General features: G+C 53.4%; 19 protein-coding genes. 5 read left to right on the top strand and 14 right to left on the bottom strand.

Going from position 1 to position 18,428, the window contains the following annotated elements; genetic code table 11:
• The coding region (locus AC06ND_RS04300; protein WP_475677760.1) for a nitroreductase family protein at positions 1-332 on the top strand (332 nt) is incomplete at its 5' end.
• 18 nt (positions 333-350) lie between these two features.
• On the opposite strand, the gene AC06ND_RS04295 is transcribed toward AC06ND_RS04300, so the two are convergent.
• Positions 351-803, bottom strand: a complete 453-nt coding sequence (locus AC06ND_RS04295; protein ID WP_475677759.1) for a GNAT family N-acetyltransferase — start codon at positions 801-803, stop codon at positions 351-353.
• A 36-nt stretch (positions 804-839) separates the two neighbouring features.
• On the opposite strand from AC06ND_RS04295, the gene AC06ND_RS04290 reads away from it, so the two are divergent.
• From AC06ND_RS04290 to AC06ND_RS04280, 3 genes are read left to right on the top strand one after another with little or no spacing between them, the layout of a single operon-like run.
• Entirely contained in the window at positions 840-1,406 is a 567-nt protein-coding gene (locus tag AC06ND_RS04290; RefSeq protein ID WP_475677758.1) for a GNAT family N-acetyltransferase, read from the top strand.
• A gap of 12 nt (positions 1,407-1,418) precedes the next feature.
• Positions 1,419-2,081, top strand: a complete 663-nt coding sequence (locus tag AC06ND_RS04285; RefSeq protein ID WP_475677757.1) for an SGNH/GDSL hydrolase family protein — start codon at positions 1,419-1,421, stop codon at positions 2,079-2,081.
• A 10-nt stretch (positions 2,082-2,091) separates the two neighbouring features.
• Positions 2,092-2,514 carry a hypothetical protein gene (locus AC06ND_RS04280; RefSeq protein WP_475677756.1) on the top strand — a complete coding sequence of 141 codons (423 nt, stop codon included), beginning with the start codon at positions 2,092-2,094 and terminating at the stop codon, positions 2,512-2,514.
• A gap of 2 nt (positions 2,515-2,516) precedes the next feature.
• Here AC06ND_RS04280 and AC06ND_RS04275 read toward each other — a convergent pair whose 3' ends face one another.
• Positions 2,517-3,425 carry a LytTR family transcriptional regulator DNA-binding domain-containing protein gene (locus tag AC06ND_RS04275; RefSeq protein WP_475677755.1) on the bottom strand — a complete coding sequence of 303 codons (909 nt, stop codon included), beginning with the start codon at positions 3,423-3,425 and terminating at the stop codon, positions 2,517-2,519.
• Between the two features lie 219 nt (positions 3,426-3,644).
• On the opposite strand from AC06ND_RS04275, the gene AC06ND_RS04270 reads away from it, so the two are divergent.
• Positions 3,645-5,804 carry an outer membrane beta-barrel protein gene (locus AC06ND_RS04270; protein WP_475677754.1) on the top strand — a complete coding sequence of 720 codons (2,160 nt, stop codon included), beginning with the start codon at positions 3,645-3,647 and terminating at the stop codon, positions 5,802-5,804.
• A 21-nt stretch (positions 5,805-5,825) separates the two neighbouring features.
• Here the strand turns inward: AC06ND_RS04270 and AC06ND_RS04265 are convergent, their stop codons facing one another.
• The 12 genes from AC06ND_RS04265 to AC06ND_RS04210 form a co-directional block, all read right to left on the bottom strand.
• On the bottom strand, positions 5,826-6,239 hold the full coding sequence (locus AC06ND_RS04265) for a type II toxin-antitoxin system VapC family toxin (protein ID WP_475677753.1): 414 nt from the start codon (positions 6,237-6,239) through the stop codon (positions 5,826-5,828).
• Positions 6,227-6,724 (bottom strand): helix-turn-helix domain-containing protein, encoded by a 498-nt coding sequence (locus tag AC06ND_RS04260; RefSeq protein ID WP_475677752.1) that lies wholly within the window; start codon positions 6,722-6,724, stop codon positions 6,227-6,229. Before AC06ND_RS04260 ends, AC06ND_RS04265 begins: the two co-directional genes overlap by 13 nt.
• A 79-nt stretch (positions 6,725-6,803) precedes the next feature.
• Positions 6,804-7,097, bottom strand: a complete 294-nt coding sequence (locus AC06ND_RS04255) for a bile acid:sodium symporter family protein (RefSeq protein WP_475677751.1) — start codon at positions 7,095-7,097, stop codon at positions 6,804-6,806.
• A gap of 4 nt (positions 7,098-7,101) precedes the next feature.
• Entirely contained in the window at positions 7,102-7,587 is a 486-nt protein-coding gene (locus AC06ND_RS04250) for a hypothetical protein (protein ID WP_475677750.1), read from the bottom strand.
• Positions 7,588-7,599: 12 nt separating this feature from the next.
• Positions 7,600-8,301 (bottom strand): nitroreductase family protein, encoded by a 702-nt coding sequence (locus AC06ND_RS04245; RefSeq protein ID WP_475677749.1) that lies wholly within the window; start codon positions 8,299-8,301, stop codon positions 7,600-7,602.
• 100 nt (positions 8,302-8,401) lie between these two features.
• A complete protein-coding gene (locus AC06ND_RS04240) occupies positions 8,402-8,773 on the bottom strand; it encodes a DUF1573 domain-containing protein (protein ID WP_475677748.1) in 372 nt (123 codons plus the stop codon).
• Positions 8,774-8,863: 90 nt separating this feature from the next.
• Entirely contained in the window at positions 8,864-9,277 is a 414-nt protein-coding gene (locus AC06ND_RS04235; protein WP_475677747.1) for a hypothetical protein, read from the bottom strand.
• A 21-nt stretch (positions 9,278-9,298) separates the two neighbouring features.
• Positions 9,299-11,272 (bottom strand): S8 family peptidase, encoded by a 1,974-nt coding sequence (locus AC06ND_RS04230; RefSeq protein ID WP_475677746.1) that lies wholly within the window; start codon positions 11,270-11,272, stop codon positions 9,299-9,301.
• The gene (locus AC06ND_RS04225) at positions 11,272-12,897 is read right to left on the bottom strand and encodes a BACON domain-containing protein (RefSeq protein WP_475677745.1); all 1,626 of its coding nucleotides are present in this window, start codon (positions 12,895-12,897) and stop codon (positions 11,272-11,274) included. Before AC06ND_RS04225 ends, AC06ND_RS04230 begins: the two co-directional genes overlap by 1 nt.
• On the bottom strand, positions 12,897-15,518 hold the full coding sequence (locus AC06ND_RS04220) for a DUF4458 domain-containing protein (RefSeq protein WP_475677744.1): 2,622 nt from the start codon (positions 15,516-15,518) through the stop codon (positions 12,897-12,899). The genes AC06ND_RS04225 and AC06ND_RS04220 overlap by 1 nt, the downstream gene beginning before the upstream one ends.
• A gap of 5 nt (positions 15,519-15,523) precedes the next feature.
• On the bottom strand, positions 15,524-17,503 hold the full coding sequence (locus AC06ND_RS04215; RefSeq protein ID WP_475677743.1) for a hypothetical protein: 1,980 nt from the start codon (positions 17,501-17,503) through the stop codon (positions 15,524-15,526).
• A gap of 12 nt (positions 17,504-17,515) precedes the next feature.
• Entirely contained in the window at positions 17,516-18,427 is a 912-nt protein-coding gene (locus tag AC06ND_RS04210) for a DUF4984 domain-containing protein (RefSeq protein ID WP_475677742.1), read from the bottom strand.
• Between the last annotated feature and the right edge of the window lies 1 nt (position 18,428).

The raw sequence follows: 18,428 nt of genomic DNA, 5'->3' as shown, positions 1-18,428 counted from the left end.
ACAAGAAGAACGTCCAGGGAGCACCTGTGCACATCGTCTCAACCTATGAGAAAGGCAAGTCAGGCTCCTTCGGCGAAGGACCTCTCAACGAGGTCGGTGACGGCTGGGGTGCTTATGACAATGGTCTCAGCAACGCGTATTTCATCCTCAAGGCAAGGTCTATGGGCTATGACACCCTCATCATGGGTATGCGCGACGCAGCTGCGCTCAGGAGCCTTCTCAACATCCCGCCTAACGAGGCAGTGATGGCAGTCATCTCACTCGGTTACAGGGCTGGCGATCCTAAGACTCCGGCACACCGCAACATTGACGAGATCGTCAAGTTCTTCTAGAGAATCGTGGAGGGCAGACTATAGCTTCTCCTCGAACATCAGATAGTGACACTCACCCATCCCCAGCTTCCTGTATGTGTTCTGGGCGGGTGAGTTTTCTTTGTCTACATATAGGCGAAGATAAGTCGAACCGGCCTGCTGGGCCTGAGCTCTGACCTCCGAATAGAGGGCCTTGAACACGCCCTGGTGCCGGAATTCGGGACGTACGTAGACGCTCTGGATCCACCAATAGTCGCAGTCGTTCCAGTCGCTCCATTCCTTCGTGACGAGCAGGCTGCCCATGACGGTGCCGTCCTCGTTCCTGGCGACGAAGTATATGCCCTTCGCCGGGTCGGCGAGCACTGCGCTGACTCCCCTGCGCACGGTTTCAGGATCGAGGACTGTCCCCTCGGACTCCTCCGCCATCGCGAGCTGGAAGCCGGCGATCACCTCCGCATCTGGTGCGGTACCTTTGACAATAGTGATTTCCATGACGCAAAGTTAAGAATTCTGAGTATATTCGCATTCATGGACATCAGGATAGAGGAAATATCGACGGCACAGATTCCCGTCATTCAGAAACTCGCGGATCAGGTTTTCATGGTCACGTACCGTGGAATCCACTCCGACGAGCAGAACAGCTACATGATGGGACTGATGTACTCCACCGAGAGCCTGACCCGCCAGATGTGCGAGGAAGGTTCGCGTTTCCTCCTCGTCCGGGTTGACGGCGATCCGGTCGGCTACTGCGCTTTCAAGCCATACAGCGGCGATGAGCACGGTGAGGGCCCGACTGGCGGTGACGATACTCTTCCTGTCGTGTATCTGGACAAGTTCTATCTCATTCCCGGCTACCAGGGCCTCGGACTCGGCAAGCAGCTCATGGAAGAGGTGATTGCCGAGGCACGCCGCATGCATCCGGAAGGTTGCATCGTCCGTCTGGATGTGAACAAGAGCAACCGTGCGAAGACCTTCTACGAGCATCATGGATTCGTCATGGTCCGCTATTGGGACGCTCCCATCGGACAAGGCTTCTACATGAACGGCTGTACGATGGACCTTCGTCTCGAACCTGATATAAGAATTGAAATTTAAGCCACACATACAATGAAAAAGATTCTCACAATCGCGCTTGCGCTCTCAATGATCGCAGTGTCAGCAAATGCGCAGACCAAGAAGGTTTCCGTACTCGGAGATTCGTATTCTACTTTCGAAGGAGCAAATCCAGCAGGCCAGGCACCTTTCTATCCAAACGACAGGAATGACGTGACCGAGGTAGGTCAGACTTGGTGGAGCCTCTATGCCGAGGCAATGGGATATACCCTCGAGGTCAATGATTCATGGGGCGGAACCACCATCTGCAACACTGGCTACGGAAGAAGGAACGTCGCAAACTCTTCTTTCAACTCTCGTCTCTGGAAGCTCGGAAACCCTGATATCATCTTCGTCTTCGGCGGTACCAACGATGCGTGGGCAAATGCTCCTGTCGGTGAGTACAAGTATTCACACATCACCAAGGAGGACTGCAACTCTCTCCGTCCGGCGCTCGCGTACATGCTCGACGCTCTCGCACGAATCTATCCGAACGCGACCGTCTATACCATCCTCAACTCTGAGCTCAAGGAAGACGTCAACGAGTCATTCCGCGAGGTGTGCAAGCATTTCGGTGTCCAGCTCATCGAGCTCTATGACATCGAGAAGCAGAATGGCCACCCATCGATCAAGGGTATGCAGGCGATCTGCAAGCAGCTCATGGATGTAGTAAAGTAAATTAAGTAATATGGCAAAGAAGAAATCCCACAAGAAGATCAAACTGGCACTGGCGCTCGCCGTGGTGCTTGGAATCGCAATTTTCATGACCATCACCCGCCCGAGCGAGGCTGACCATTCGGTAGTGATGCAGGACCGTTTCGAGCAGGTGGCATACAGCTACCTCGGCGCTTCGAGCGACGGACTCATCTCGCTGCTCGTCGAACCTGCAGTGTCCAAGATCATGAAGTCATGCTTCAAGGTGGACAACTATGTGCTCTGGAGCGTCGGCCGCGTGATCGACCCGTCCCATCCTGACGCAGAGCCGACCACCGTTTCAGTTGGTTTCCTCAACCATGTCTTCGCACCTTCTCCTGAAAGGATCAGGAAGACCATCGACGAGACCGAAGAGGCCCAGGCCATCAGGCAGATCTTCAATTCCCTGAAGAAGTAACACTATAGAGACAAGCTCTTAATCTTGTCACGGAAGGTTGCGATATTGGCTTTTGATACAGGAAGTACCTTGTCGCACCCGAAGAGCTCCAATTTGTATCCGGCAGCGTTACCGCTGATCTGAGTTATATAATTAATATTCACAAGAAAAGCCCTGTGGACATGGACTATAGAAGGACATGTCAGCAGGGTTGTTTCTGCGTCCTTAAGTGAGCATCGTATCCTCTTCCTTACCGTCTGGTCTTGCTCTAAGTAAACGATGTCAAGGTAGTTGCCTACAGATTCCAGGTATAATATGTCCATGGGATTCAGTATGAGAGTGTCTTTGCTATCCCCATGCAGGAGAATCTTCTCATCTTTTCTTTCGCTGATTCGTTTTTGTTCTGCTTCAAGCAGCGTATTCAAGGATGTGAGTTCAGATATCTGGTATTTCTGCATCCTACAGTGGGTTATGAATGCATAATATGCAGAGATGAAGATCCCGACTGATAACGACTGCCTGAGGTCCCGGAAGAACCATCTTAAGGTAAGGGTGCCGTCTTTCAAGGTCCAATAATAATACAGACGTGACCATCCCCAATTGAGAACGCAGAAGAACAATCCATCGAACAGTGCATTCAGAAGCAGACACGGTATTGCCAATGCGGCAAGGCGACGGAACTGATAGTCCAAAGGCTGTGAATAGTCAACAGGAACACCGACGCAGAAGGTGGCGATTAGCTCGCTGATCATGAATATGCAGAAGAACGAAATACCTTCAACTACGTAGAAAAGATATGGTGTACTGTTACTCGAGATGAAGTCACGGGTGCCGAATGGTTCCAGCAAGACGATCATCAGGAAGAGACCTATGCTGATGTAAAGATAATCCAGGATGATCGTTCCGGGTATATTTCTCTTCATTCTGTTCATAGCGTGTGTGATCTTCTTTCCGACAAATGTAGTATTCTTTTTACCTCGGTTCAAAGGCATATACTCTGTATGGATGTCAATCGGGATAAATGGAAAGAAATTGATATGTTTCGTAAAGAGGCGTCAGGGTCAACATTTGTCCCGCCGTCTTTTCTATGTGTCCCTAGTGCTTTGGGCGTTCGATAGTGGCTCATACTTTTGCGCAAAAATGTAAGAGTCATGGAAAGAATCAAAATGTTTGTTATTACAGCCAGCTGTCTGTTCATACCATCTGTCATGGAACTGGTATGCGCTTCGGCTCAGGATGATAGCCTTAAGACAGAATACAGGCTGAACGAATCTGTAATTTTGGCTGAAGTCCCTCGCACCAGGATCAAGACAAATTCTGTAGAAACGAAGGTTGCGGGGTCAGTGCTTGAACATGTTGGAACAGCTGAGGATGTACTTGGACGAGTAAGCGGAATGGTGAGGACAGGAAATGGTCTGGAAGTCTTGGGCAAAGGAGTTCCTGTTTATTATCTGAATGGTAGAAGACTCACCGACATCACTGAGCTTGGACGCATCAACTCAGAGCAGATAAGGAGCGTCGAAGTGATCAACTCACCAGGAGCGGAATATGATGCATCGGTCAATTCCGTGGTCAAGATCATTACTAAACGGTTTGGAGAGGGCTTCGCAGCAGATGTCAAGAGTTCTCTCTGCCAGTATACCATGCATAAAGGTACTGATCCTTCAGCAAGTCTGAACATGAGCTACAGAAGAAAAAAGATGGACGTCTTCGGAGGGTTAAATCTGGGCTCGTTTAGACATTACCAGCAAAGTAACATGGCTGGAGCGACATTCCGTGAGGATTTGTTCCATGAACAACGAGGGAGTATAAAGGCTGAGCGCGAAAGCATGGATATTGACGCAAAACTCGGCACAGACTGGGCCCTCAATGAATCTCACTCATTTGGGGCGATGATACAGTTCTCCGATAACTTGTTCTCTCGCGGAAATACTATGATGGATGAGGATGTATATCAAAACGGTTTTCATGAGATGCATCTTATTTCCAATGATAGGATGATATGTCCGAAGAAATGGGGGCTAGTTGCCAATTCATATTATCTGGGACATGTGAAAGAGTGGGAGTTGGATTGGAATATTGATTTGCAGATTCAGTCTAGTACACAGAGTAACCGGATTACCGAGGAGAGTTCCGTTGATGACAGGGATTTCTGTACGGAGTCTCATGCCCGTAACGCGATGTACGCCACAAAATTTGTTGCCTCACGTAGAGTATGGAGGGGACTTCTGAAGATTGGAACCGAGGATACTTTCGTCAACAGCAGGAACAGCTATATGGCTAACCTGCCCTTTCTGACAGACGCGAATTCATCAGTCCATGAGTCTTTGTTTTCACTTTTTTCTGACTATTCATTCGATTCATCGTGGGGTAAGGTCGCCGCTGGACTGAGATATGAACATATATTGATGGATTATACGGATCAAATGGATCCGAGAAACGATTTGCTACGTCGACAGGACGCCGTCTTCCCGTATTTATCATGGGGCAGGACAATTTCTGACCTTACGCTGTCTTTCAACTACTCGGTGAAGACTACGCGACCATCATTTTCGCAGATGAGCGACAGGATGGAGTATAGGAGCCGATATGTATATGAAGCTGGTAATCCGAAACTGAGGAACACGGTGAATCATATGGTGTCTCTTATGATGAACTACAAATGGCTGACTCTTGGGACAGAATATTTGAATGCATCCAATAAGATTCTCAAGTGGGCTTGCCGATATAATGACCAGGGCACGATATTGCTGAAGTCGCAGAATCTGGGGACACCTGTCCGTAGCTATTCGGTGTATCTGGACGTATCTCCCAAGGTTTCATTCTGGCAGCCTAGATATACCGCAGGTGTTACCCAGCAGTTCCTGAAGCTGACCCTCGAGGATGATAGGGTGAGGGATGGTTTTCGAAAAGAGATGTTCAATAAACCGATGTTCTTTTTCTATGCTTCCAATGTGTTTAGCTTCGGCTCGGACAGGCTGAATCCGTGGCAACTGGAATCCAATTTCCAGTTCAGGAGTCGAATGAGCTATGATAATACACAGCTCATGAAAAATATCTGGCTCCTTGAGTTCGCCGTTCAGAAAGCTTTCCTTGATGGAAAACTTGTATTCCGTATTTCCGCCAGTGATCTTTTGAATAAGATGTCAGAAGACTCAGTTACTGATTATGGCAGTTACATGATTTACCAGACGAACAGTACGAATCCGCAAAACATCAAACTCTCTGCATATTACAGATTCAATGCAAATGGAAACCTGTATCGAGGTCGCGGCTCTGGTGCAGATGTGAAGGAAAGGCTTAAAGATTGATGGGAGATAGATGAGTAACACCTAAGCAGTGATCTCCGCGATGAATTCCTCCGGAGAGAGGATTTTGAGCATAGCGGATTGAATATTTCGAATATGCCTGTCTCGTGTGATGAACACCTGGCAGGCATTTTCTTCAGCACACGCCATCTGAAGCGCATCCTCAGGATCCGCGATATCAGAGACGAGCGACTTCTCCCACTGATTCGCCGTCATCGGTAAGATCGTGAACATACGGTGGAGAAGAGACGCCGAGATAGGCCTGTTGAATTTCTTGGTGACATACATCACGTTTACGCCGGTCAATACGGAAATGCATAATTGGAAACAAGGAGCATCGCCTGCGATGACTATCTTTTCCGCCACTCCGTCCTCCATCCTGCCGGTATAGTAATCAATCAGGATATTCGTGTCAAGAAATATCTTTACTTGTTCCATATCCTGTTGAATCTATCATCGTCAAAGTTGGACTCTGCAGTCTTGTAATCCACATAACCCGAATATTTCTTCGCCAGCCTTCCTGGAATCTTATCAAGATCTATCTTCGGCAATTCAATCTGTTTCCTGGAATCCTTGGATATAAGCGATCTGACATAAGATATGATGTCCATGCCGTTGGCACTGGCATTGATTTCTGCCTGATTGTAAGTCTGGCTGTCCAGGTATATTACGCCACATGCCGGCTCGCGAAGTACGCTGTCATCGGCGCAAGCCCCGTCATATCCAGTCACCAGACTCGAAACGCCGGTTATTTCCTCTCCGAGGACCTGTGACAGTTCTGCCAGAAGGTCATTCGTGAAATTATGGTTTCCTCCAAGCCATTTTGTCACATCAGAACGGCTGCGCCCCATGGCCTCAGCAAGCTGACTTCTGCTGAACCCCTTCCTCTCCATCGCTGCCTCAATCTGTTTGGCAGCTGTCATCCTTCGTTTGTCTGCATTTGATATCATGATGCAAACATAACGAAAGTTTATTTAAAAGTAAAATTTATTCAAAAGTGAATTAATTTCTCTTGGAGAAAAGTTTGGCGACGAGGGCGCCGGAGATGTTGTGCCATACGCTGAAGACCGCGCCAGGAACTGCGGCCATGGCAAGTGCCGGGAAATGGGTGGCAGCGAGACTGCAGGCCAGACCTGAATTCTGCATGCCGACCTCGACGCTGATTGCGGTGCGCTGCTTCGGACTGAGTTCGAGCAGACCGCCGACCATGTAGCCGAGCCCATATCCGCACATATTGTGGAGCATCACGACGATGACCGCCATGTAGCGGGTTATGAATGCGCAGATCTTCTTCATGAATCTATTCGAATTCGCCCTCGCAGAGCGTCGCACCAAGAGCCGGATCGGCGTCGAGGCGCACTTCCTTGCACTCCCCAAGGTGAGAGTCTATGAAGGCCTCATGGATGCCGTGCGCCGCCTCGAAACGGTATTCCTTCGAGTGAAAAGGCTTGATTCCAAGCAGGTCGGCAAATGCCACTGCGCACATCGCAGCACTGCGGTCCATCCCTCTCAGCTCGCCGTCCGCATCATGTAATCCCTGCGGCGTGCCGTCCGCACCGGATAAATCCATTTCTCGCAGCTCACCGTCCGCACTGTAGAAATCCATACGGAAGTCGGCAGCGTCCTTGTCGGTCGGATGGTCCATGATGACGATGCCTGACGCTGAATTCATCAGGCAAAGCGCATGGATCGCCTTGCGCGTGCGGAACCTCGGAATCTCTACATCCCGCCCATCGATCATGATGAACGAGCACTCCCCTTCCGAATATCTGTACATTCGTATCATAGTCCTCTTGTTTTACTCCCAGTCGAAGTTTTCGGTGCCGGCGGCGAGCTCGAAATGGAACTTCACGATACCGAGGTCGACGAGGGTGTATCCGGAAAGTGCGAAGGTCTTGTCGGCGATGACCTTTGCCTTGGTGCCGTCTGCGGAAGGCTTCAAGGTGAACCTGAACTTCTGCTGGTTCACAGCGGTCGGCGCGAGAAGCGCGGCGTCAACTCCGGCCTTGAACCAAGCCGGGCTGTCAGGACCGACGTTGCTCACCTGCTCAGGGCTCTTGCGCTTGTGGTCATGGCCCTGGTCCACTCCGTATCCGAGCGAGATCACGCAGGATATCTTCTCACCCTTTTCGAGAGTGTACGCACCTTCGACCTTTCCGTAGGTCAAGCCGACCCAGCAGCTGTTGACGCCCATGGTCATGGCGGTGAGGACGAGAAGCTCGCCGTAGTAGCCGACCCTCTCCTCGAAGCTTACTCCGTCGACTTCGCCGGGCTTGCCGGCCATCACGAGGTAGCTGCTCACTCCCCTGAAGTTGCCGTACCGTGCCATAGGAGACTTGAATGCCTTCGGTTCGTCGAGGACGAGCTGGACGTGGAGATTGCCCTTGCGGTTGACCTCCTCGACCTTCTCCTTGAGTACGGCTATTGCCTCTGGCCTCAGGGCCTCTTCCTTATATGCACGTACAGAATGGCGTGCCTGTATTGCTTCAAATAGCGTCATCGTTGCTGTTTTCTTTGTTCTTTCTTCTACAAATATAGCATTTCTTTGGACTCGGTATCTTCCCGTCTGCCAGCCGGTGGCGCGAACTCAAAAATCAGGCTTATTCGAGCACGTCGCTGCATAAGGTAAGCAGCGCAAGTGGCCTTTCTCCTTCCAAATAGATATAGATATACCTGTCATGACGTCCGGGATGTCCCCTCTGGAGGTAGACGACGTCAACGACGCACTCCTCGCCCGGCTCGACTACCTGTGCGGAGAGGGCGGCCCTCACGCACGAGCACGAAGTCTCCACCCTCTCCAATGTGAGGGCCGCGGGACCGACGTTCCTGAAGCGGAAGGCGGCCACGATGGGTGCGTCCTTCTGATGCACCTGCGGCGTGTGTATGGTCAGAGAGTCGAAGACCACCCTGTCATCGCACCATTCTGTACGGCGCGCCGCCGCCAGGCTGTCGACTCTCTCGTGCGGCAGCATCCTTATCTGCGCCTGCGCGGCGTGGCCCAACAGCAGCAGCGCTGCGATGAATATGATCCGTATGTTCTTCATTCTCTGAATATGAAAGTATCAGTCTATCCTGCTGTAGATGTATACGTCCTCGGCATCGTCTGCCGAAGTCCATTGCATCTCTGACTCGGTGAGAGAAGTCACGTAGTACCTATGCTCCCAGTACTCGTATGTGTAGTCGTAGATACCCCTTATCGCAGTGCCGTAGTCATCCTCGATCAGGTTATACTCACCCGTGTACTCCGTTGGGTACATCGATCCTACGGACTGGGACAGCACGAAGGTCTTGTCCTTCTTGAGCTTGACCACGACAAAGCCTGGTTCAACTTCGCTGCCCTTCCACTGCTTGAGCTCCCAGTCACCGGAAACGTTGGTGAAGCTGACGTGAAGCTGCTCCTCGACCTTCTCCGGTGCAGGTTTCTCGCATGCCACTGCAGCGAGAGCGAATAATATTGCTATGATAATTCTCTTCATTCTCTTCTTCTTTACGGTCGATTAAAGCCAGCCTGCGCCGCTACCCTTGCGGACGGTGACGGTGATGGTCCTGTTCTCTCCTCCGGCGCTGACGACAGCCGATGTCACGCCCTCGCTCTTGCCCACGAAGGTGATGACGCTGCCTGTTACGCTCGCGTCTGCGATCGATGAGTCCTTGACCGCCACCGAAGCAGCGCCGACCGCGTCAAAATAGCGTGCCGCGTCGATCTTGACGCTCGCTCCCGGAGCCACGTATACGTTAGGGAACACCATAGGGACGCCTGCGCCCTTGACCGCGCCGAGGAACTTCCCGACATTGAGCTGTCCTGCTCCCATCCTTCCCCTGAAGCCATCCAGCTCCATTTTCTTCTTCTGGTTCTGGCCCAGGTCCGCGACGTACTTGTAGTAGTACTTCGGACCGGTGAGCACGTTCTCGTCTATGGGAGATGCGCTCTCCTCGAGCAACTTCTTGTATTCGTCAGCCTTGAGATGACGATGGTTCTGGGCCGCGTACGAGATTGCTAGCGCAAGTGCCGATGACACGTGCGGAGTAGCCATCGAGCTTCCCTCCATGTATGCGTATCCGGACTCGGAGATATGGTAAGGGACGGTCGAGAGTATGCATCCGATCTCTCCGTACATGCCGTCCTTCTCATAGTCGTAGAAGTAGTCCTGGTCACCGCCAGGCGCGCAGATATTCGAACCTGTTCCGTAGTTGGTGTACACCGCAGGGGTGAGATCCGGAGCGGTTCCGATGACGGACACGAAATCGTCGTATGCGCCTGGATATCCGGCTGCCCCAGCGCTCTCGTTGCCGGCAGCGAACACTCCTATGCCGCCCTCGATGGGACCGTTCGGCGAACCTGCGGTATGCACGAAGTAGAAGAGGGCGTCCTTCTCGATCGGACAGTCGGTCATCCACTCGTCGTCGGTACTGTACATAGGTGCCCAGTCGTACTGGTTCGCCTTGCTCGAGGTGTAGCCCCAGCTGCACTGGAGTATCACTGCACCGTTGTCGGCTGCGTACTTGATAGCCTTCACCTCTGCGAGTATGGATGCCACGTAGTTGCCGCTGAAGATCTGACATGACATGATCTTCACTCCAGGCTTCGAACCGTTGCCGCCGGCGATGGAACTGATTCCGACGCCGTTGCTGTTCTGCGCTGCGATGACGCCTGCGACATGGGTGCCGTGGCCGGTGTCAGCGCTGAGCGAGTATGAGATCTGTCCGGTCTCCTTCACGAAGTTGTATCCGTAGTAGTCACCTGTGTAGCCGTTTCCGTCGTTGTCCTGCTCGGATGCGAAGATCTCGCCCTCGTTGTGCCACATGTTGGCCCTGAGGTCAGGATGGTCATAGAAAACGCCTTCGTCCACGATTGCCACGATGACCGAAGGGTCGCCGGTACACTCTTCCCATGCACTTACGGCATTGACGTCCGCACCAGCAGCAAATCCCCTCTCCCAGAGGTCGCCTGTATTGATGAGGTTCCACTGGAGACTGAGCATAGGATCATCGAACACGCCGCCCTGCGCCTTGGTCACCGGGACGGCCGAGATGTCGAAAGGAATCGCACGTTTCTCGGGGTTGTAGGCGCGCTTGATGGTGTGGTTGTACTCGACTCCGCTCACCTCTCCGAGGGCTGCGAGACGACGTCCCACCTCCTCGATGTCATTCGCCGCGTCGAAGCGCACGATGTACCACAGATGCAGTCCGGCCTCACGGGTGCGCTCCTCGTTGCGCGGATCCACAGGGAACACGCGCTCGAACTCGTATGCTCCGGCGATGTCGAAAATCTCATCCACGGACGGGATTCCGGCCTTGGTCGGGATGGCCGACTCGAGTATGTCCGCGACCTCAGGGCTGAACTTCACGAGAAGCTCTCCCTTCACGGCGGCATCCTTTATCGAAATCTCCTCGTCGATCTCCACCACGCTACTGCACGAGGCAAGGGCGGCGAAGGATAGCGCGAGCATTATGTATCTTGCAATCTTCATCAGTCTCCGATATAAATGTCTTGATGTTCCTTGTAACCTTCATAGAAGGTCCAGTAATAGTCCATGTTCGCAGGCACGTTGTTGAAATATGCCGCGGTGCCGTTGCTTGCGTGTCCCTCCTGAGGGTAGCAGAGCATGTATGGTTCCCATGAGATGAGGTTCGGATGGTAGAGAACCCAGTCAGGAAGGCTTCCGTACATGCGGTTGAGGTTGAATGCGAAGAACTTCGCGTTTGGAAGTACCTTCGGAGTGCCCACCAAAGTGGTTGGAAGGTTCATCTGAGCGCAGTCGGCCTCGGTATACTTAACCTCATAGTCGAGCATGTCTGGCATCTCGCCCTCGATGAAGTTCACCGAGAGACGGAGAGTGTCGAGCTTCTCCCACTCGAGCAGACGCCTAGGGAACGGACCTTTGAATCCTCCGAGCCTCTCGCTGATCGTGTTGTTCAGGTCGAGGATGTAGTCCCTCTGGCAGGTGTTGAGCAGGAGTGCGTGGAGCTTAGGGAAGTTCTCCTTGGTGAGAACGTCAGGGAGCTTTCCGAAGTTGTTGCCGCTGAGGTCGAGCCACTCGAGGTTCCTGAGGTTCCTGAACGATTCAGGAAGGTCGCTAAGTCCGTATGCAGAGACTGTGAGTCTCTTCAGATTTGTGAGCTTGCATATGTTATCGCCCATGCTGATGTCATAGAGGAAGGAGTTCGAGTTCGAGAAGAACACAAGTTCCTCGGCCTCGGTAAGGTACTGTACCTCGTATGGCAATTCCTCTGTGGTCTCGAAGAGAGTGAACTTCGCCGACTTCACGCGGCCTGCCTTCGAAGGCGTATAGCCAGGGTCGGTCGACTCCCAGAGGGTTACGTTGTCCCAGTCGCGCATCGCCTCCGCCTGGTTGATTTCCTGGAGGCAGTTGAGGTTGCGTGCGATGGAGAGTACGACGATGGAGTCACCCTCATGGCCGATGGTGATTTCCGGAGCTGCGGCCTGGAGCACGTCGAGCGCATCAGCCGAGTCCACGTTCCATCCGGCGAGCGGCACGAAGGAAACCTTCGCCTCCCTGCTGAGCGGAACGGAATTGACTCCCCACTTGAACTTGAGGGTCACCTCGCGAGGACGAGCTCCCCTGTCGATGTTGAATTCAGGCTCCTCGCAGCTGAGCCAGTTCTTGGCTGCCGATGGGATGTCCACCCTGAAAGGTACGTTGGTCCTCACCTTGACCTCGAACACACGCTTGTCCACGTATGCGTAGTTGCCTATCTTGACCTCGCTCTCGGCGAGGGAGATGTTGTATCCATAGCCGTCCTGACTGACCCTGATGTCCCTGCTCACGCCTGAAACGCGGTTCTTGAAGCGCACGAGGCCGCTTCTCGGGGTGCTCACGACGGTTGAGTCGATGCTGATGACGCACTCTGCCGATGCCGGTCCGTTAGCTGGAGAGATGGTGATCCATGGATTGTCGGTGGAAGCCATCCATGACTCGGAAGAGCTGAGCGACACACCGAAGTCTCCGCCCTCGGCCTCGGCGGTGATGCTGTCGAGGTCGATCTTGAACTCGACGGCAGTCTCGCGCGGCTGGCAGGCTACGAGGCCCAGTGCAACGATCGCTGATATTATGTAATATGTGGTCTTCTTCATTATTCGAGCATGTAGTCACAGTTGATGATATTCTGCGTCTTGTCGTAGATCAGGTAGTACGCACCCACGCGCCACTCGTAGCAGATGTCGGAAGCATCGAACGAGATGTTAGGGTTGTCGCTGATATCGAGATAGTAGCACAGAGGAGAGATCGTGTCAGCCACCTTCCTGAGGTCGTTGGAGCCGAGATAGAGGCCCCTGAGACCCTTGTGCTGGTAGATGCCGGTAGGCCAGTCGCGGAAGCACCTGTTGCCGCTGGCGTCCCTCTGGCTGCGGAGCGAGAGGACGGTGAGGTAGGCTGAGTCGAGACATGACCATGGGAACTTCGAGAAACGGTTGTTGCCCAGGTCCACGCCGTAAAGGTATGGCACGTTCAGAGAGTTGAAGCTCTTCTCAGGGAGTTCCTTGAGGTGGTTGTAGCTGAGGTCGAGGGATGTCGTGTTGATCATCGTCTTGCCGTCGAACGCAGCCTCAGGGATTTCTTCGAGGAGACAGCCTCTCATGTTGAAGTATGCGACGGATGACTCGGACTCGCAGAAGGCCACAGGGAAGACGGTGAGAGGGTTATTGGCAAGGGTGAGGGTCGAAACCTTGATGCCCTTGTAGCCGTTGCCCTCGTTCTCGACCTCCGTGATCTGGTTGTACGAGAAGTCCACCGAGCCCATCGTGAACATGGACTTCGCGCTGAAGATGTCCGGGAACCTGGTCATCTTGTTGTAGCTTGCGGAGAAGGTCTCGATGTCCTCGATGCCGCAGAAGAAGCCCTGCTCGTCCACGCCTATCTCGGTGATCTGGTTGTCGTCGAGATAGCAGTCCACGAGGTTGATCTTATGACCGAAAGGATTCACCTTCCTGAGCTTGTTGCTTCTCGCGTCGAAGAGGCCCATGGCCTTGAAGTTCTTCACCTCCTCAGGGAGTTCCTCAAGCCTGTTCTGGCTCATGTAGAGAATCTGGATCTTCGCTGCGGACGGACCTGTAGCAAGGCCCTTGAGTCCCTTGAGAATCTCCTCCGGGCTCCACTGTGCATTGTTGGAGATGTTCACCGCCACTAGCTCTGGGAGCTTGCATACAGCCATCGGGAACTCGACCATCTTCGGACAGTTGTAGATCTCGAAGTCGGTGAGTGCGCTGAGCTCCGAGAACTCGTCAGGAAGCGAAGCGAGGGTGCTGTTCGCGATGAAGAGATACTGGAGGTTCTTGAGCTTGCCGATGGCAGGGTCGATGCTCTGGAGCGAGTTGGAATATACTCCGTGTACATTGTCCATGAGTCTGATCTCACGTATGGTGTTGCCGCTGGCCATGTCGATGAGCTGGTCCTCGCGCTTGGTGTCGTACATCGCGATCTCCGGAATCTCGATTCCGTTCTCCTTCAGTGCGCGGGCGACAGGCTCGGACATAGGAGTAGGCTCCCAGAGCGATGCCATGCGCTTCTTGTGACGCTCGAAGAGAGTCGCCGTAGAAAGCGACGGATCCACGCTCGGGTCATAAGGGAGGAAGCTGGGGTCGTTGTGGTTGCCGAGGTATAGCTGATTGAGCTGGTCGAGCTGGCCGATGGCAGCAGGGAGATGTCCTCCGAAGTTGAAGCCTTCGAGGTTGATCATCGCCACGCGGCCGTTCGAGTAGATCTCGACACCCGGCTGGTCGCCCCAGAGGTCAGGGTCCTTGTTGAAGTCCCAGTTTGCACCGCGTGGGAAGTCGGTGCCGTTGTATGACCATTCAGGGCCGTTGAGGGACTGCCATATCTCGTAGAGGGCATAGTAGTCCTTGATGTACTCGTCTGCCTCGTAGAGGGTGAGAGCGACCTTCGCCTCCGTGGTCTTGTTGTCTGCGACGCTGAAGTCGGACAACGCGGGCTTGCCGTTGCTCTCGAGGAGCACCTTGCTACTCGTGTATGTGTTGTATGAAACTACCTTCCACTCGCCTGCCTTGAGCTCGAGAGGCTTCTCCGTGGTGAGCACGGAGGTCTGGTATCCGCCTCCCTTCTCCTCGTCGAAGACGACGGCGAACTTGGTCTTTATCTTCTCCCAGCTTACGCGCTCGTTGGTCTTCTTGTTGGCGACGGTGATGTCGACATACCTGATCTCGTCGAAGGTATACTCGCGGGATGTGGACTTCGTTGGGATGTTCTCGAAGCCTGAGAGGTCTTTGGTGAAGCTGAGCTGCACCTTTCCGCGTCCGATTACGTTCGCGGTGAGGTCATGCCTTACTATGCTGCCCGGCACCACGCTGAACTCGGCAGCATCAGGAATACCGATATAGAGCTCCTGGTCGAGGGCATCGTAGAGCATGTAGCTGATGACCTCGTAGTCGCCCTTGTAGAGCTTGAGCTTGTCGCTCTGGAGACCGTACTCAGCGCTCTCGTCGTCCGATTTCTGGAGCACGAGTGTCTGGGTGAGGGTCTCGTCCTCGTAGACCATGGTCACCTTGAGCTTGCATGCCTGCGAGAGATACTCCAGCTGGCTCTGCACCGCCTTGGTTTCGTAGGATGCGTCCTTGTAGACCATGAACTGAACGTAGCCATATCCGCCGTCGTAGTCCGGCTGCTCGTTCTTGTTGCATGATCCCGCAAGAAGGACGGTCGCGAGCAGAAGAAGCCCGCCTATTCTTTCAAAAATCTTCATTCCTCTTAGTTGTTCATGAATTCCCTCTCGCATACGAGCACGAAGAGTGGCCTTCCGCCGCCGCGAAGCACGATGTGTCCGACGTTGCCGGTCTCAGGAAGCTTGTCGTTCATGGTGACGTGGATGTATGGGAGACCCTTCTCCGAGAGTGCGCCCTCCACGTTCATCCATGATGGATCGGGATGACGCTCGATCGCATCCTCGCTTCCCATCGGGAATGGTGGAACATATATCATCGCATTCCTCTCCGAGGTCCTCGTGTAGTATACGAGGCGCCATACAGGAATGCCGTATGACTTGTACTGGTCATAGATCTCGCCAGAGCTGAGTCTCTCGAGGAGCACGTTCTGAGGGAGGATGTTTCCGTCAGGGTCACCGTCCTCGCCCACGAGGTCGTATGCGACGAACCTTATGTCGGTGAACTTCACGTCTGGCCAGTAGCTCTCGCTGAGTCGGCAGAGGATGACAGCGATCACCTTGTCTGCGTTGTCATAGAGAACGACAGCCTCCTCGAGGCCCTCCTCGAAGTATTCGATGTTCACGTTGAACACATCCTTGCGCTCCGAGTCGTTGTTCACGACTGCGAGGTTGCCGTCATAGTTCTCGTCTGAACCGTCTGCGAGGTAATATTTCACATCGGCGATCTCCTTCTGCGAGAGAAGTTCTGCACCTTCATAAGAGAACCAGTTGTTGTACTCGAGGGTGTAGATCTCGTTGGTTCCGAACTTCGAAGATAGCTCGGTGTAGTGAGCCTCGGACGATGCGGTGCGATGTATTCCTGCACCCTTGATGGCCATCTGGAATTCTGAATTCACAGGCATGATTGCATTCCATCCAGACTCTGGGTCGAGTCCTGCCTGCCTTACCTCAGCCACGGTGTACTTGGCTGCAATGGCGTTTATATCGCTTGATTCGAGCACATAGCCTGGAACAGCGACTACGTAAGCAGTGCGCTCAGGGGCTATGTTCTGACCTGCAGAGAGGCTGATTATCCTGTCCTGGATGACGTTCTCGCCAGGCTTGCCTTCAGGATAGCCTATCATCACTGAGAGCCATGGATTCTCTGGACGCACATAAGAGCTGCCGTTCTTCTCGACCACGAACACCTCGGTCTCGAGGGTGCTGGTGAGGTGGAAGGAATAGTACGACATCATCACTCCGTTGCTGTCGTACTCTCCGAGTATGTTCAGCTCGATCCTGCTGCCTGACATGTCTGTATAAACTATATCCTTGCATCCTGGGATGGTAACTTCCGCCTGGTAGATGACTTCGCCGGTCTTGAGGTCGGTGAAGCTGATCTTTCCGCTGGCCTGGTCCATAGGATACTTGCTTGGGACGCCCTTGAGCACGAGGGTGGTCACGTCTCCTTCCGAGGTGGTCTTTGTGAGCTCGAGCCACTCCGGATGGTCATTCTTCACTGCCCACTCGAAGTTCGACTCCACCTTGATAGGGAGACTGAACGACGAGAGACCCTTAGGCCAGCGCAGAGAGAGAGCATCGCTCCTGGTGGTCTTGTACTCATACTCGCCGCTGCCCACTACCACGAACCTGCCGTCGGCATCGGTGTCGGCTTCGAAGATTGTGATGGTTCGGCTCTGAGGCACGAGGGAGATGGTCGCGATGTCGGCAGACTTTCCTCCCATCTTGAGGGTTACGACGCAGCTTCTGCGCTCGTAGTTGCTCTCCACGTTCTCCGCATGTACGGATACGGTGACACTGCCCTTGGAGCCCTTGACCTTGTACTCCTTCATTCCGTTGTCGTCGATATAGAACCAAGCGAGCGACTCCCTCGGGATGCTGAGCTCCCAGTCGTGAGTGGCAGTGAACGAGATGTTCACGTGTTCGCCAGGATTTATGTCCTTGCTGATGGCAGCAGGGAACACTGGCTCCTTAGGCTCGTCGCTTCCAGATGGGTTCTTCGGGCCGCAAGAAAGAGCCATGAGGCCCGCTGCGGCTGCGCACAGTACGTATATAAATCTTTTCATATTCATCATTCTTTACATTCCGTCTTCTCTCTTGAGTCGCTCGGCCTCTTCGTCGCTCACCCAGTCGATCTCGGTGAGGAAATGGCCTACTGTTCCGACTTCATCTCCTATCTTCTGGACATAGAACCTGTTCACGAGCACCGCTATCTTCTCATAGCTGAAGAAGTAGCTCGGACCCTGGTTGCTGCCCTCAATGAGGATGTGGTTGTCGCCGTGAACCATACCGAAAATCGAAGCCTCGTCGCTGGCGACCTGGTCGGACGGCATGGTGATGGATGGGTTCACAGGGTCGGTCTCGTCGTCGAAGGATATCCTCACGTCATAGCCGTCGGCCATGAAGTCATGCAGGATGACTCCGTTCTCGTCGTCTGGATCGGCCGAGGTCTGAATCAGACGCTGGAACCTTCTCGAGAGCGAGTACTCGTAGAGGAACATCGACGATACGACTGCCCAACCGGTGAAGTCGTCGCGGTGGAACTTGTGCGAACGCCTCAGGTGTACGATGGTCTCGTCACCGTAGAGAGGCATCACGAGACGGTCCGGCATCACGAGCTTGAGGGTGATGTCGACCTCCTGCCTTGACTTGAGGTTGTCCAGGTTGCCGACCACCTTCACGTATCCTACCCTCTCCCCTGCAGGGATGGTGAAATTGTTAGACTCGAGGGTGAAGTCCCTGCCGAGCACTGCCGACGATGAGGATGTGACGACCTCTACGGCGAAGTGGCGGTCATAGTCGCAGGCGACTGTCGATGCGATCGGAACCTCGATTGAAGGGATGTCCTCGCGTACGACATACATCTTCGCGGTGTCTGCGAACATCACGTACTCGTTGTCATGGTAGGTGATGTAGTTCTCGTGGCATCCTGTAAGGGACGCTGCGAGAAGCACCGCGGCGCATATATATTTGATCAGTTCCTTCATCATC

The organism is Candidatus Cryptobacteroides sp. (assembly GCF_056207615.1).
Note: the sequence above shows the minus strand (reverse complement) of the source record. Positions and strands in the feature narration are given on the sequence as shown.